This window comes from Streptomyces zaomyceticus, from assembly GCF_014656215.1.
GTDB classification, from domain to species: Bacteria; Actinomycetota; Actinomycetes; order Streptomycetales; family Streptomycetaceae; genus Streptomyces; species Streptomyces zaomyceticus.
The window spans coordinates 68843-84056 of the sequence record NZ_BNBZ01000031.1 but is presented as its reverse complement, the minus strand read 5'-3'; the positions used below and the strand labels follow the sequence as shown (position 1 = coordinate 84056).

The following is a 15214-nucleotide window of genomic DNA, read 5'->3' as shown; positions in this document are numbered from 1 at the left end:
CATCGGGGCAGCCGATAGCGGCTGCCCCGATGCTCCCCAAGGCCGGCCTCCCGTGGCACACACCGTCGTTTCCCAAGCGGCGGTCGCGCAGGACCTTCCAGGTCTTCATACGGGCGAAGGCGTGCTCGACGCGGGCGTGAACCCATTTGTGGCTCATGTCGTGGGCCTCCTTCCCGTCGGGCGGTTCCTCGCCCTTGCGCCGGCGGTGCGGCATGATCAGCCCGGTGCCCAGGTAGCCGCCGTCCGCGATCGTCGTCGTGTTGCCGGCCGCCCGCTTGGCACCGGACTCGACCCGGGCCAGGCGGCCCTCCAGGGGCGGCCGAGATCGGAGACTCGCTGGAGAGCCCACGTCCCGGGCCGAACCCGCCGCTCCCGTGTCGAGCTCAGAGATCATTCAACGGACCGCCCCGAGGTCTTACGGGCGAGCAGGTGAATCGCCTGGAACTGGCGGCGGTCGGTGGGCTCGGGCTCTCGAACCATCCGGGCCACCTCTGCCAACCCGGTCTCACGCAGCATGGCGGCGAGGTGGTCGGGCGACCATCGATAGGCCGGAGCGACCGCGTGATCGAAGATCTGTGTCGCATGAGTGGGGCCGTCGGTGGCCCAGAGCCCGATCAGAAGGTGGCCACCGGGTGCGAGTACGCGGTGGAACTCCGTCAAGATCGCGGGCAGGTCCTGCGGCGGGGTGTGGATGATGGACCAGCGGGAGAGCACGCCGCTCAGCGCGCCGTCCGCGGTGTTCAGCGCCGCCATCGAGCCCACCTCGAACTTGATGGCCGGATACGCCTGTCGAGCCAACTCGATCATCGTCGCGGAGGCGTCGACGCCGAACGCCGCCAGCCCCAGCTCGTCCAGATGAGCCGTGATGTGGCCGGGCCCGCAGCCCAGGTCCGCGACCCGACCGTCCCCACTCGCACGTACGACCTCGGCAAAGGCACTCAACATCGCACGGTCCAAGGGAGCGTCACGCAGCTCGTCGCGGAACAGCTGTGCGTACTGAAGGGCGGCCGCGTCATAGGCTCGGCGGGTGGTGCTGAGGGCATCGTGTTCGACCATGCTCGCGACAGTAGTTCCCGGCCCCGAGGCGTGCCGAGCGAATTCCGATCATCCGTCCCACCCCATGCGCGACGACCGGCCGCTCAGGGTGGGGAAATCAGCCACCTTGCATTGTTCTCTCGCTGCTCTTGACGGTTGCTTGGTGGAATGAGTGAGGCATGACGCCAGCAGGCGAAGGATGACGGTGCGGGAAGGTCGGGAACTCCGATTCGGGCCGGTATCGCGGCAGTTCAGCGGGCGCACCCGAGGATTCGAAGAGACTTGTGGGGCTGTGGGTGGGCCGCGTTCGGCCGCGCTGCTGGTGACAGGCCGTCATTGACCGACACCACATCAGGATGAAGGACTGCTCGCTGTGCTGATCTACGCTTTCCGTGACGCCCGAGGCACGTGGCACGGAGACCCTGACACCACCACCCATGGCGTCCAGCCGGCCCGCGGTGCTCTCACCCTCCCGCCCACTGCCCGAGGCGAGGAGCCGGGTCTGTTCGACGGCGAGCGTGTCGAGGTTCTGTACGCGGCATGCGACCTGGAAGCGAGCGAGACGAGCTACCGACTCGACAACGGCGACACCTTCCTGGCTACCTGGCATGTCCACGAATTGCTGTCTCCCGCCTACCGGCAGGTGCCCGCGGCCCCCGCCGCAGAGGCGCGGGAATCGGCGACAGTGAGGTTGGAGATCGGCAGTTCCAGCCGTCGCTACAACCTGCACGCCGACCTCCTTCCAGGAGGGCGCGTCGGGATCACGATCGTCGTCTGCACGCCCGACGGAGTCATTCGAGGTGAACTCACGGGAGAGCTGGAGGCGGGTGACCTCGGGGAGGTCAGCCGCCTTCTTGCCTCAGCGCCCATCGTCGCGGCACCCGTCGCTTCCGCACCCAACGCCGCGGCACCCGTCGCCTCAGCCCCGATCGCTTCTCCTCCGGTCCCCGACGAGTTCGCCCCTTCGGCTCCCGCCGCGTCCGTGAAGGCCATGTCGTCCACGACCACACAGTCCACCGCCGACCCGTCCACGACGCCCGTGGCCTCCGCCCCTGCCAAGGCCGCCCGCCACGGTCAGGCATGGACCGCCGAAGCCCTCGCCCAGCTCAAGGAGCACCACCGGGCGGGCAAGAGCCCGGAACAACTGGCCCAGCAACTCGGGCGCAGCGAGAAGTCCATCCGCTGGAAGCTCTACAGTCTCAAGCTCGCGCCCTACCCCGGCGACCTCGTGCCCGAGCCGCGTCCGCCGGCCGAGCCGGAAGAGCCCAAGGCGTACACCGTGGAGGCGAAGCGGGAGCAACACCCAAACGCTTACAAGCCCTGGGAGCCCGGAGACGAACTGAGGCTGGCCGAGCGCTGCGCCCAGGGGGCCTCGCTGTCGGATCTGTCGCGGGAGTTCGGCCGCAATGAAGGAGCCATCGCCTCTCGACTGCTGAAGATCCAGGCCGAGGGGCCGGCTGTGGAGGCCGCATGGGAGTACGGCGGTTAGACCGGCCGCCTGTCGAATCGAAGCCCCCGTCGAACGTCAGCCCGCGCCGTCGCCGTCGTCGGCTGATGTTCGCCGGCTGACGTTCGACGGGTGCGGGCACCGGATCATCCAGTGGGTGCCGCACGGAGGTTCGACTGCGAGGAGCGGCAGTGCCCCGGCCGAGACGTGTCGTGCCCCGGCGGGGTGGCTGAAAAGGCCAGGCGGCGTGCCGCGTACGCTCAGCGCATGTACGACCGACGAGACCAGGCTCAGGGCCCCGGCAAGGCTGCGCCCAAGCCCGCCGCCTCCGCTACAGAGGGCGCCGCAGAGGCCGAAGCGGTGGTCTTCGTCTGCGCGACATGTGAAGTCCCCCTGACGGGCCCTCTCACTCGACTGCACGCGGTTCCCGAGCTGCCGTACTACGAGTGGTGGAACGCCGAGGAGCCCGGTCCGTCGCCGTCCACTGTCCCGTCAGGCTGCTACGCCATCGAGACGGAGCCGTACGGCGCACCCCTGGTGGTCTCCGAGGTGCCTGCGCAGGTGATGCCGCGCTACGGGACGAAAAGCAACGAGCACGGGCAGTACCTCGTGTCGCAAGGCCCGCGAGGCAACATCGTCATCAACCCGGACGATGCCCGCGGACTGGAGGTTCAGCATGTGTCCTCAGCCTGCTGCGGAGCGACCCCGACCGGCGGAATGAACCAGTTGTGTGCCTGCGGCACCTTCGTCGCCACACTCTGCTCCGACTGCTGTTGTCCGTACGAGCTGCACCTTTCAGCCGACCGCGTCCGCGCCGTCGGCCCCTGAGGGGAGAGCGGGCCACTCACGCTGCTCGCCCGCACATCCCACGTCCGTCAGGCAGCGGATGCGGCCAGTAACCATCGACACCTGCTGCCGGCTCGCGGTCGCACCAGCACAGTCAGTGAGCTCGCAACCGATGCGCAGGGGGGGGGCGTCCGGCCGGGTCTCGCCGGGAGTCCTAGATCCGCGAGTTACGCAGCGACTGCCACACCGCACCGGCCAGCCCGCGCGTCGCCTGGGGGACCGACAACCCTTCGTGCCGGCGGTAGAGCTCCCAGTTGTACTGGACCAGGGACAGCTTGTTCGAGGACAGCGAACCCGCCTGATGCGCTCTGTACACCGCGAGCGGCTCGGTCAGACCCCGGGCGTCGGCGCCGTCCCGCATGATCGACAACCACAGCGCGTAGTCCTGTCGCTTCCGCATCTCCGGCATCAGCCGCGTGCCGAGCACCTTGCGGTCGTACATGGCGGTCAGAGCGCCGATGTAGTCCCGCACCAGCATCGCCCGGTAGTCCACGTGTTCCCGCGCGCGGACCACTCGTCCGTTCGGGACGAAGTCGGTGCTCTCGCCGTCGTAGTCGGCATCCATCTTGTAATAGGAGGTGAACGTCAGGGGCGCATCACCCGCAGCGGCGAACTCGATCTGCCGCTCGGCCTTCTGCGGAAGCCACATGTCGTCGCTGTCGAGGAAGGCGACGTAATCGCCCCGGGCCCGCTCGATGGCGAGGTTGCGTGCCCGGCCGGCACCGCCCTGCTCCGGTGCCGACTCCGGCTTGACGCGCTCGTCCTGCCGGGCGAACTCCATCAGCAGGTCCAAGGAGTCGTCGGAAGACTTGTCGTCGGTGACCAGCAGTTCCACATCGCTGTGGGTCTGCGAGAGCACAGATCGAACCGCCGCGCCGAGCGTCGCTGCCGAGTTGTACACGGGCATTACGACGGACACCAGGGGCACAGTGCTTCTCCTTGCGTGATCAAAGACGATGTTCCATTGAAGCACCGGAATCCTAGTGGGTGTGCCACGCGTGTGTTGTCGCTGGTCAGGGTTACGTGGGGCCGGCGCCGGCTCTACGGCCCGGAGACGGGCCGGTGTGTCCTCGGCTACGACGTGGCGGCGAACGCTCGGCAGGTCACCGTCGGCCAGTCGTACGTCGAGGACGCGGGGTCCGCACGGCCCGCACCACCTGGACTCCTGATCCGCCGCCGTTCCCGTTACCCCGCTGCGACGCGTCCACCCGCCGAGGGGGCGGGATCTCGAGAGGTCGGACAGATTCAGTGCCGCACGAACGGCAGATCCGCAGGCTTCACGTGTTCGCGCGGCCCGGCCGCTCTCAGCACTACGTCGAGCACCCGCGCCGGGTCAGCGGCGTACGCGTGGGAGAACCACGCCATATTGGCCTCCACCACGGCCCACTGGTGGCCCGGGCGGTAGGCGTCGAGCAGCTGCCCGACGTCCACGACGACGGCACTCGGCAGGGCGGGACCGGCGTCGGCGACCAGGCGGTCGATGAATTCGGCGATCTCCGCGGCGAGGGGCCCGTGCCGGTCGAGCGGGTATGGGTCGAGCCGGCCGAAGACCGCGTATCGACTGCCTGTGGCGATCTGTCCGTCGAGCAGGAAGAGCCGGTACTCGGCAGCGAAGGTCACCACGTCGGAGAGCAGCACAGGAGTGAGAGGGTCCAGATCGGCGGGAAGCCGGGAGCCGTCTGCGTAGACGTCCGCGGGGAAGGACTTGTCCCGCGGTGGCTTGACGAACGTCGGCCGCTCGATCGCCCATGCGTCCAGGACGGTTGCCGCACGGACGTCCCGCCCGGTGAACTCCTCAGGCAGGTCGGCGAGCCACTCATCCGCCGGTTCGAGCAACGCGAACCCCAGCCGTCCGGCCCACCGCGCGCCTGCTGCGGGACCCCCGTACCAGTACGACGGTCCACCCGCCGTGGCAGCCTCCTCCGCGGTCAGGACCTCCATGCCCCGCCCCGCCGCCTCCACGGCCAACAGCTCCATCGTCGACGTCCGCCGCCCAGGCATGACAAGCACCGCAATCCTCCTTCGCGACGTACAAAGCCGCCAGGCTAGCCCCGCCCCGCTCTGGCCGCCTTCGGTTCAGACGTCGGTTTGGACGTCGTCTCATTGAAGTCGGAGTCTGCGCTGTGCGGTGATGATCGAGCCCTTGGCCCCGGGGGGTGCGGGGGAGCTGCTCCAGCGGGTGGTCCGGCCGCTCCGGCCCGGCCGCGGCGCGGCGGGCAGCGCCCCGGGCCGGGGACCGGGAAATGCCTGCCCGGCCCCAGGGGCGGTCCGAGACTCACCCGTGACCTGCGGAAAGTTCCACGGCGGACGTTAACGCCGGTTTCGTCGGCACGCGCACAGGATCGTCACCGAACCGACATACCGCGCGGTCGGAACCCCCTTACGCAGGAGCTATACCCATGAGTAACGTACGCGGACCACCAGCGCCACCCGCCCGTTCCCCGGGGCGGCAAGGAGCAAGATCGATGTCATACCACCAGCCTTTCCCCGGCCCACCGCCCGTCCCCCAGCACCAGAATGCCGGGCGGCACCGCCATGAGGCGGCGTCGCAGTCCTGGGAGGGCGGATCGCCGTCCTGGGACACCGATCCACAGGCAGCCTGGGACTCGTCCCCGCGAGCGTGGGACTCCTCGCCGCAGGGCTGGGACGCGCCCCCGCAGCCGCGACCGCCCGCTGCCACCGATGATCGTGATGACTTGCACCGGCTCGGAACGGCGTACCGCAGGCTTCGCCGCGTCGCCACCTTCACCGCGCTCGGCTACTTCGTCGTCTTTCTCTTCCTGTCCGGCTACGCCCCCTGGATGATGACCAGCAAGATCACCGGCGGTCTCACCGCCGGTCTGGTCCTGGGGCTGCTCCAGCTGCCCGTGGCGCTGGCCGCGATCGCGCTGTACGAGCGGATCGCGCGCAACCGCGTCGACCCGCTCGCGGCGGCGATCCGTCAACGCGCCGAGCAGGCGGCCGCGCCCCGGCCGGAGCGCCAGGGCCGCCCCGGACGTCCCGTGTGGCAGCAGCCCGGCGGAGGTGCGCGCGCATGACCAGCTTCAGCTCCGAGGCCCAGACCATGTCGCTGATGGCGTTCATCGCGGTCATCACCGTCACGCTGCTGCTGTGCGTGATGACCGGCCCTGATCGTGACGACCTGGGCGATTTCTACACCGGCTACCGCTCGCTGTCCCCCGTGCAGAGCGGCCTCGCGATCGCCGGCGACTACATCTCGGCCGGCACCGTGCTCGGCACCATCGGCATCATCGCGCTCGTCGGCTACGACGGCGTCACGCTCGCACTGAGCACCGTGCTCTCGCTGGTCCTGATGATGTTCCTGCTCGCCGAACCACTCCGCAACGCCGGGCGGTTCACGATCGGCGACGTCTTCACCCGGCGGCTCCCCGGCCCCGCCGTGCGGATCGCCACGGCCTCGGTCACCCTGACCGCACTGCTGCCGCTGGTGATCTTCCAGCTCGCGGGCGCGGGCGATCTTCTCTCCGTCGTCCTCGGCTTCGACGCCGACGGCTTCAAGACGGGGGCGATCGTGTCCCTGGGCCTGCTGATGATCGCCTACGCGGCGATCGGCGGCATGAAGGGCACCGCCTTCATCCAGATCGTCAAGACCGTCGTCCTGCTCGGCGCGTCCTTCGCGATCGCGGTGCTCATCCTCAACCGCTTCGACTTCAGTTTGCCCTCCCTGCTGGACGCCGCCAAGCGCGGCAGCGGGGCGGGAGACGCCTACCTCGCCGCCGGTCTGCAGTTCGGGGGGAACGAACTCGACATGATCAGCACTCAGCTGACGGTCGTGCTCGGTGCCGCGGTGCTGCCGCAGATCACCATGCGCATGTTCACCGCGCGCAGCGCGGCAGCCGTGCGGCGCTCGATGTCCTGGGCCGTGTCGACCGTCGTCGTGACCTGTCTGCTGATCACCGTCATCGGGTTCGGCGCGGCGGCGATCGTCGGCCACCAGGGGATCGTCGCCGGCGACCCGCAGGGCAAGACGGCGTTCCTCCTGGTGAGCCAGGCCGTCATGGGCGCGGACCAGACGGCCGTCGAGACACTGCTGTTCACGGCCGTGTCGACGGCCATCTTCCTCACCCTGCTGGCCTCGGTCGCCGGGATCACCCTCGCCTGCGCCAACACCCTGGCGCACGACCTCATCACGCACGGGTTGCGCCGCAAGGCGCGACTGAAGGGATCCGCGGAGATGGTCATCGCCCGGACCGCCGCGGCGGGCGTCGGGTTCGTGGCGATCGCGATCGCCGCCGGTGCAAGGCATCTGAACCTTCAGGCACTGCTCACGCTGTCGTTCTGCATCGGCGCATCCGCGGTCGCACCGGCCCTCATCTACAGCCTCTTCTGGCGCCGCTACTCCCGTACGGGACTCCTCCTCACCCTCATCGTGGGCAGCGTCTCCGCGTTCATCCTCATGGCCGGCAGCAAGCTGGTGTCCGGATCGCCCCAGGCGATCTTCCCGGACCAGGACTTCAACTGGTTCCCGTTCACCACGTCGGGCATCCTCTCGGTCCCGCTGGGCTTCCTCGCGGGCTGGCTCGGCACGGTGCTCTACGAACGTGACCCGGCCGACCAGCGCATGCGGTACGAAGCGGTGGAGGAGACGATCCTGGCCGGCACACCCGCGCCGAACAGCGCCTCCGCGTCCTGACGCGCACGCCCCGACGAAAGCAGCGCCCGGCCTGAAGTTCCAGGCCGGGCGCTGCTTTCGGCCGCCCCGAGGTGCCTAGAGCCTCTCTCTCGGCTCTTGCCGAACGAAAGACCCTAGTCGGCGACGCCCCGGTTCCGGCACCATGAGCCGGTTGAGGCCCCTCGGCCGCGCGCATGGTCGGGGGACCGTTGTTCGAGAACCGGGGGAGTGGTCGTGGGCAGGTTCAGGCGGGGTGGGCCGACCATCGAGGCGGATGCTCAACGACGGGTGCGACGAAGCCCGTTGCTCTTCACGGCGCCGATCGTGATGCTGGTCCTGCTGACGGCGGTGCTCGGCTGGGAGGTCGTCCGGGCCAACATGACGGCGGCGGCCAGGATCGAATGGCCGTGGCGGCTGGAGCTGCTCGACATGGAGCCGCTCGGCAGCCTGCTCGCCGTCGCGGTCGGAGCGGTTCTCGCCAGGGCACAGTACGCCCGCACCGTACGGCCGGCCCTGGGCTGGCGCGCCGACTGGACGACCGGGCACCTGCGGGGCGGCGTACCGGAATGGCAGGTCGGACTGCTCAACGGAGGTTCGCACACCGTGGTGGTCGAGGCCTACGAGTGCCGGGCCGTCCTGCGCGGCGAGGACCCGCGGCACGCTGCCCCCTGGACTGACGTCCAGGGCGTGGCGGAGGTGCTGACCGGCGCCGGGCTCACCGTGGGGGAGGACTTCCAGCTGGTCACCATGGGGCACTTTCCCCTGGTGGGCACCGGCTCCTACGAGACGACGATGCTCGGCGCCTTCTCCCAGCGCTTCGTCGACGAGGTCGAAGCGCTCCACCTCAGGGTCCGGGTCGGCGATGTCGTCGGGGACAGCCATGAACGGATCCTCGACGCCTTGAAGGGCGCCCGCTCGACCTCGTATCAGCGCCCGGCGCCCTGACCCTCCATCCAGCGCAGCACATCGGGCAGCGCCAACTGGGCGGCGAAATGACCGGCGTCCGGTACGAGGACGGGATCGGCGCCGGGGATTCGTCCGGCCAGCCAACGCGTGTGCGCCACCGGCGAGAAGGCGTCGTCGAGGCCGTGCCACAGCAGCACGGGTGAAGTGATGGAGGAGACGTCGAAGCCCCACGGGCGGACGAAGGCCAGGCAGTCGTCGAGCCAGCCGTGGTGCGAGACCCGCAGGGCCTCCTGGTAGGTGCGCAGCAGCACCGCGCGCACCCGGGGATCCTCGACGACCGGCAGGTCATGGGGGGACAGGTCGGTACGCAGGTCGTCGAGGAGCCGGACCGGGTCCCGCCGGAGGTCGGCGGCCCGGGCGGCGAGGTCCCGTTCGAGCCCGCCGGGGTCCCGCCCGTCCAGATGGGCGAGGGCCAGTCCGTACTCGTGCACGTTGAACGGGGTCATGCCCGCGTACCAGTCGAGACCGGCCGCGTCCGGCGGCGCGAGCCCGACCAGTACGGCGGCCGCCCGGACGCGGTCCGGCAGCAGCGCCGCGCACGCGAGCGCGTGCGGGCCTCCGCCGGACCGGCCGACCACCGCGAACCTCTCCACTCCGAAGGCATCGGCGACGGCGGCCGCGTCCCGGGCCGCGTCGGCGACGCGGCGGCCCGGGACGCGCCGGGACTCCCCGTAGCCGGGACGGTCGTACGCGAGGAACCGGAAGCCGGGGTGCTGCTCGGCGAGCCCGGGAAGCAGGGTGCCGAGACGGGTGCCGGGCGTCCCGTGGAAGAGGACCACGGGGGCACCCGAAGGATTGCCCCATTCCTCGGCCACGAGGACCCGGCCGTCGTCGGTGCGCACAGGGTGTCCCATGGGAGGGAGCCTAGGCCGGGACGACGGTGTTGCGCATCGCCGGCTGCAACGACATCGATTCCGACGGCGGCGATCCGTCTCCTGGTGTGCCCGTTCGCGTGGGGATCCAGTCGGCGAGATCCTCACGTGCCCCTCTGCACACACCAGGCCGTCCTGCCGATCGCCTCCCGGGCCGGAGAAGTGCGAAAGGGGCGGCCTACAGTGATGAAATGCCCACGTGTGCCGACCCCGACCGGACTGCCCTGGACCTGCTCGACGCACGACTGGAAGCGCTCCGGGACGGAGCGGTTCTCCCGCTGCCGCAGGCGCCGGCTTGTCTCCCGGTGGAGGGTGAGGGAGGGGTGGAAGGTGCCGACGGCGGGGGCGAGCTCCTCCGCTGGGTCCTCGACCGGCTCCGTCGTATCCCCTGTGAGCCGGAAGACGTCTTCGTGCGGCAAGTCGGCAGTTTGCTGGGGGAGTTCCGGCGCCGTCGTAGTCCCTGGAACGCTGCGGCACTGCGGTTGCTCGACGACACGTACACCTTTGCGGCCACCGGCCCCCGGCGGAACGAGAACTGGGCGTACGACGTTCACGCCGTACTGCACCGGACGGTCGCCGACCCCCGGGGCTGGGTTCGACTGGACGGGGACCGCACCAACACCGCCCGCCACACGGTTCCCGCGTACCCTTTCGATCCCCCGGACGTCTCGGAGATCCCCGACCGCCTGTACCCCCTGGACCCGGAGGCGGCGGTTGCCGCGCTCGCGATCATGGCCGAGGAATGGCAGTCGGAGCATGCCCCTGTCCGCTCCCGCCCGGACCGGGACGCCGTGCTGGCGGACGCCCGGATCCTGCTCGACCGGTACGGTCCCACCGCGCGCTACTGGACCAATGCGACGGCCGCCGCCGGAGACCCGGCCCCGGACTTCCTCGCGGCCGGCCTCCAGGGCACGAAATCCCATGGATTCCTCACCTCCGAGTACCTCAACGGCCTCGATCTCTTCGAGGACTTGGGCCTGATCGCGGTGGCCGACGAGGAGGTGGGCGTCTTCTGGTCGTTCGGGGCGTACTGACGACTGCCTTGGCTGGGTCCAGCGCTTGGCAGGCTCCAGAGCTCGGCAGTGTCCAGCGCTTGGTCGGCTCCAGGGCTTGGACTATGGCGCGCGCCAGAGGTTGGCGTAGGCGGAGTTCTCGATGGATCGCCTCTGACGTACGGCTTCGAGTTCCATGACCGCGTCGTGGGTGATGGCCACCACGGTCGTCGCAGCTTCGTCGTCGAGGTTGAGGTCAACGTCGTCGTCGGGCCGGCCACTGTCGATTCCTACGACGGTGGCGAAGGCGACCAGCACGGGTTCCTTGTCCTTCCAGCGTTCGGCCGCCCTGCGGCTGGCGGGCGTGTCGACCTGCTCGACGCGCTCCTGGCCGAAGGGCAACCGGCCGCTTCGCTTCCGAGTGAGCTCCCCGTCCTCTTCGAGGGCGGTCTGGTACGAGGCCGACAGGTCTTGGCCGCGCCGCCACAACCAGTCCTCGATCCGCTCGTAGGGCGCCTGCCGGGTGAGCTGTGCGGCGGCCTCGTCCAGAAGTCGATCGTCCACGCCGATGGGCCCGCCGGGCACGATGCGGTCGCCGTCCACGGCGACGGCCCCCGTACCGATGAGATCGATCAGCTCGGCCCCGGCGAGTGCGAGGGAGAGGTCTCCCTGCCCCACGGGGTGTTCCGCGGCCGGGTTCATGGCGATGATGAACAGGTCCTTCGCCGTGGTCATGAACGACTTCCCTTCGGAGACATCGGCAACGGGTGCGCCGGTGCCCGGTCGGCCCGGGTCCGGGGCGGGTCGCGATGGTGAAACGGCTGTCGTGATCAGTATCGCCCGGGACACCTCCTGACGGAACGGCCGACGCTCCTGACGGAACGGGTGAGGCTGGCGCCGGGAGTGGTTGAACAGTCCGGGATCTCCGAGCAAGCCACCCCGTCGACCAGCGGCCGACGAACCCCCTCAGCCCGCACGGCTGAGGCGTGCTGCCGGTATCGCCCCGTGCGTACGGCCTGACCGACGGGTGACACCGTGACCGCCGACAGCCAGGACCCAGAACAAGAGAGGGAAGGCGGCGACCCGCTCCATACCTCCCATGCCGAGACCGAGGTAGTGGTGGGAGAGGAACAGCCCCAGGGCGGCGATCGCCGTGACTCCCAGCAGTCCGGCTGCCCACCGCAGGGGGATCGGCATCCGTTCCCTCAGACCGAACCCGGCCAGGACGAGACCGATGTTGCCCGCCACCATGATGAGGAGGGCGCCCAGGACATGCTGGTTCTCGTTGACGTCGGCGGGAGCCAGCCCGGCCGTCACGAATCCCGCACCGGCACCGGCGAGCAGCAGACGAGCCATGGCGGCGGTCCGGCCTGTGCGCCACAGGGCACCATCGGTCAGGACCACGCCGAGGACGAGGAGCACCCCGAGGGTGATGAATGAACCGTTCATCAGACCGTGCTCGGGGGAGCAGATGTACCGCGGTTCGGGCTCCGGTTGCACGGCGCAGTGAGCGTTGCCCAGGTCGCTGATGTTGTTCCGCGCCCAGCTGTACGGTCTGGCCCAGGCCGACTCGGCGATCCGATGGACGACGAAGAACTGCGCCACGCCCACGATCCACGCCAAGTACCCGATACGGACTCTCATCTGTCCACCCTCCGTCACGCGAATCCCGTGCGGACAGCCGACCATGCGATGCCGAACCGAGGCACTCCGACAAGCCCCCGGAACAGGGTGGGGCGAACCCGACTGCGGCTGTCCGGGGCGGGTCCGGATCGGCATCCATTCCCTGCAGGTCTCTTGACGGGACACCTGCAACACTGGCTTGATGGCGAATGGGAGCGCTCCCATTCGTCTGCTCCCCTTCGTGGAAGGCCCCCACCCTTGCCTCGTGTCATCCTCCGCGGCGCGTTACGTCGCGCTGCCGCCGTGTTCACCGGTCTCGCCCTGGCCGCCGGCACCCTGACCACCACCGCGCTGGCGGCGGACTTCGTCGGCGCAGACGGCGGTACGGCGCTCGCGGCGCCCTCCGACTTCCCCGTCCGGGTCAACCAGCTCGGCTACCTGCCGGACGGGCCCAAGCGGGCCACCCTGGTCAGCTCGGCCTCCGCTCCGCTCGCCTGGCAGCTGCGCGACGGGTCCGGTGCGCAGGTCGCGTCGGGCGCGACGACGGTGAAGGGTTCCGATCAGGCGTCCGGCCAGTCGACGCACCTGGTGGACTTCGGCGGCCACACCGGTACAGGCTCAGGCTTCACCCTGGTGGTCGGCGGACAGGCCAGCCATCCGTTCGACATCTCCGCCGCGCTGTACGACGGGCTGCGCGCCGACAGCATGTCGTTCTTCTACCAGCAGCGCAGTGGAATCGCGATCGACGCCGGCCTGACGGGCAGCCAGTACGCCCGCCCCGCCGGTCACCTGGGCGTGGCGCCGAACAAGGGTGACACCAGCGTGCCGTGCCAGGCCGGCGTGTGCGACTACCGGCTGGATGTCCGCGGCGGCTGGTACGACGCGGGCGACCAGGGCAAGTACGTGGTCAACGGCGGGATCGCGACCTGGCAGGTCGTCAACTCCTATGAGCGGGCGCGCCGCTCGGGCGGTGACGCCGCTCTCGGCGATTCGACCCTGCGAGTGCCCGAGCGAGGCAACGGGGTGCCCGATGTGCTGGATGAGGCCCGCTGGGAGCTGGAGTTCCTGATGCGGATGCAGGTTCCGGCCGGCAAACCGTCAGCGGGCATGGCGTTCCACAAGATGCATGACACCGAGTGGACCGCTCTCCCCACGCGTCCCGAACTCGACGACAAGCAGCGCGAGTTGCACCGCCCGTCCACGGCCGCCACTCTGAATCTGGCGGCCGTGGCCGCCCAGTGCGCCCGGGTGTACGCGCCGTACGACTCCGCGCTCGCCACCCGCTGCCTGGACGCCGCCCGCCGGGCCTGGACGGCGGCCAAGGCCAACCCGAACGTGCTCGCGTCGGCCACCGACAACGCGGGCGGCGGGGCGTACGAGGACGCGGATGTCTCGGACGAGTTCTACTGGGCCGCGGCCGAACTGCTCGCCACCACCGCCGAGACGCAGTACCGGGACGCGGTGACCTCTTCCCCGCACCACGCGAAGCCCGCGGACGCGTTCTGGTGGGGCGGTACGGCCACGCTCGGGCGGATCACCCTCGCCACCGTCCCCGGGACGGCCCTGCCCGCGGACGACCTGGCCCGTGTACGAGGCCTGCTGACCGCCGCCGCCGACGGACATCTCTCCACCATGGAGGCAGGGGGATACGCGGTACCGATCCCGGCCACGGGCTACGTGTGGGGATCCAACAGCGCCGTCTCCAACAACGCGATCACCTTGGCCGTCGCGTACGAGATCACCGGTGCGCAGCGCTACCGCGCGGGCGCCCTGGAGTCGCTGGACTACCTGTTGGGGCGCAACGCCCTGGACCACTCGTACATCACCGGCTACGGCGAGCGCGCCTCCGAGAACCAACACCACCGCTTCTGGGCCCATCAGAGCGATGCCTCCCTCCCGCACCCGCCGGCCGGCTCCTTCGCGGGCGGGCCGAACGCGGGGCTCGACGACCCGGTGGCGAAGGAACGGCTGAACGGCTGCGCTCCGGCGGCCTGTTACGTGGACGACATCGGTTCCTACTCCACCAACGAGGTGGCGATCAACTGGAACTCCTCGCTGGCATGGCTGGCGGCCTTCGCCGCGGAGCGGCGCGGTGCTCCTGCGGCGCCCGCGGTGCAGGTGACGCCCGCCGCGGTGGCCGTGCCCGAAGGAGGCTCCGCCTCGGTGAACGTACGGCTGTCGGCCGCGCCTTCTCAGAGCGTCACGGTGACCGTCTCCCGAACGGCGGGAGACCAGGACCTCACCGCGACCGCGGGTTCGACCCTTGTCTTCACGCCCGCGAACTGGGCCACTCCGCAGCAGGTGTCGGTCTCCGCCGCACAGGACGGCGACACGGTCGCGGGCAGTGCGACGTTCATCGCCGGGGGACCCGGTGTGTCGGCGGCGACCTTCACGGCGACGGAGGTCGAGGACGACCTCGCGCCGCCCGCGGCGTCCTGTGCGGTGACGTACCGGGTGGAGAGCTCGTGGGGCAACGGCTTCACGGCCACAGTTGCCGTGAAGAACGCCGGCACCACGGCGATCACCGGCTGGACCCTCGGGTGGACCTTCGAGGGTGACCAGAAGATCAGCAGCGCGTGGAACGCGACGGTGAGCCAGTCGGGCAGCGCCGCGACCGCCCGGGACGCGGGGTGGAACGGCGCGCTCGCGGCCGGCGCGAGCGCCTCCTTCGGGTTCCAGGCCACGTACACGGGGGCGAACGCGCTCCCCGCACGGTTCACCCTGAACGGCGCCTCCTGCTCCTGAGCCGGGCCCGACCCTGCCTGCCGTACCGGCTCGGTGCGGCAGGCAGGGTCTGCAA

Annotated in this window: 13 protein-coding genes and 1 pseudogene; 7 read left to right on the top strand and 7 right to left on the bottom strand. The window is 70.1% G+C overall.

What is annotated here, in order from left to right:
- Together IE311_RS29990 and IE311_RS29985 are read right to left on the bottom strand one after the other, a co-directional pair.
- Positions 1 to 298 (bottom strand): annotated as a pseudogene (locus IE311_RS29990) (transposase family protein); the annotation flags it as partial.
- Between the two features lie 92 nt (positions 299 to 390).
- The gene (locus IE311_RS29985; protein ID WP_189834973.1) at positions 391 to 1056 is read right to left on the bottom strand and encodes a class I SAM-dependent methyltransferase; all 666 of its coding nucleotides are present in this window, start codon (positions 1054 to 1056) and stop codon (positions 391 to 393) included.
- Between the two features lie 352 nt (positions 1057 to 1408).
- Here IE311_RS29985 and IE311_RS29980 point away from each other — a divergent pair, with 352 nt between their 5' ends.
- Positions 1409 to 2524: a hypothetical protein gene (locus IE311_RS29980; RefSeq protein ID WP_189834972.1), complete on the top strand. Its 1116-nt coding sequence runs from the start codon at positions 1409 to 1411 to the stop codon at positions 2522 to 2524.
- Positions 2525 to 2749: 225 nt separating this feature from the next.
- Complete coding sequence (locus IE311_RS29975) at positions 2750 to 3310, top strand: hypothetical protein (RefSeq protein WP_189834971.1); 561 nt, start codon at positions 2750 to 2752, stop codon at positions 3308 to 3310.
- Positions 3311 to 3482: 172 nt separating this feature from the next.
- Here IE311_RS29975 and IE311_RS29970 read toward each other — a convergent pair whose 3' ends face one another.
- Together IE311_RS29970 and IE311_RS29965 are read right to left on the bottom strand one after the other, a co-directional pair.
- The gene (locus IE311_RS29970) at positions 3483 to 4256 is read right to left on the bottom strand and encodes a glycosyltransferase family 2 protein (RefSeq protein ID WP_189834970.1); all 774 of its coding nucleotides are present in this window, start codon (positions 4254 to 4256) and stop codon (positions 3483 to 3485) included.
- A 317-nt stretch (positions 4257 to 4573) separates the two neighbouring features.
- Positions 4574 to 5305 carry an ATP-grasp domain-containing protein gene (locus tag IE311_RS29965; protein WP_189834984.1) on the bottom strand — a complete coding sequence of 244 codons (732 nt, stop codon included), beginning with the start codon at positions 5303 to 5305 and terminating at the stop codon, positions 4574 to 4576.
- Between the two features lie 719 nt (positions 5306 to 6024).
- Between IE311_RS29965 and IE311_RS36935 the strand changes: the two genes are divergently transcribed.
- The 3 genes from IE311_RS36935 (at position 6025) to IE311_RS29950 (ending at position 8906) form a co-directional block, all read left to right on the top strand.
- Positions 6025 to 6366, top strand: a complete 342-nt coding sequence (locus IE311_RS36935) for a DUF485 domain-containing protein (RefSeq protein WP_308439837.1) — start codon at positions 6025 to 6027, stop codon at positions 6364 to 6366.
- Positions 6363 to 7982, top strand: coding sequence for a sodium/solute symporter (locus IE311_RS29955; RefSeq protein WP_189834968.1), 1620 nt, complete (start codon positions 6363 to 6365; stop codon positions 7980 to 7982). The genes IE311_RS36935 and IE311_RS29955 overlap by 4 nt, the downstream gene beginning before the upstream one ends.
- Positions 7983 to 8249: 267 nt before the next feature.
- On the top strand, positions 8250 to 8906 hold the full coding sequence (locus IE311_RS29950) for a hypothetical protein (RefSeq protein ID WP_229902251.1): 657 nt from the start codon (positions 8250 to 8252) through the stop codon (positions 8904 to 8906).
- On the opposite strand, the gene IE311_RS29945 is transcribed toward IE311_RS29950, so the two are convergent.
- Entirely contained in the window at positions 8888 to 9781 is an 894-nt protein-coding gene (locus IE311_RS29945) for an alpha/beta fold hydrolase (RefSeq protein ID WP_189834967.1), read from the bottom strand. The genes IE311_RS29950 and IE311_RS29945 overlap by 19 nt on opposite strands.
- Positions 9782 to 9990: 209 nt before the next feature.
- On the opposite strand from IE311_RS29945, the gene IE311_RS29940 reads away from it, so the two are divergent.
- Positions 9991 to 10833, top strand: a complete 843-nt coding sequence (locus tag IE311_RS29940) for a hypothetical protein (RefSeq protein WP_189834966.1) — start codon at positions 9991 to 9993, stop codon at positions 10831 to 10833.
- Positions 10834 to 10914: 81 nt separating this feature from the next.
- Here IE311_RS29940 and IE311_RS29935 read toward each other — a convergent pair whose 3' ends face one another.
- A complete protein-coding gene (locus IE311_RS29935; protein ID WP_189834965.1) occupies positions 10915 to 11526 on the bottom strand; it encodes a GOLPH3/VPS74 family protein in 612 nt (203 codons plus the stop codon).
- A 231-nt stretch (positions 11527 to 11757) separates the two neighbouring features.
- Positions 11758 to 12435 (bottom strand): DUF998 domain-containing protein, encoded by a 678-nt coding sequence (locus IE311_RS29930; protein ID WP_189834964.1) that lies wholly within the window; start codon positions 12433 to 12435, stop codon positions 11758 to 11760.
- Between the two features lie 282 nt (positions 12436 to 12717).
- On the opposite strand from IE311_RS29930, the gene IE311_RS29925 reads away from it, so the two are divergent.
- Positions 12718 to 15159 (top strand): glycoside hydrolase family 9 protein, encoded by a 2442-nt coding sequence (locus tag IE311_RS29925; RefSeq protein ID WP_229902250.1) that lies wholly within the window; start codon positions 12718 to 12720, stop codon positions 15157 to 15159.
- Positions 15160 to 15214 lie beyond the last annotated feature (55 nt).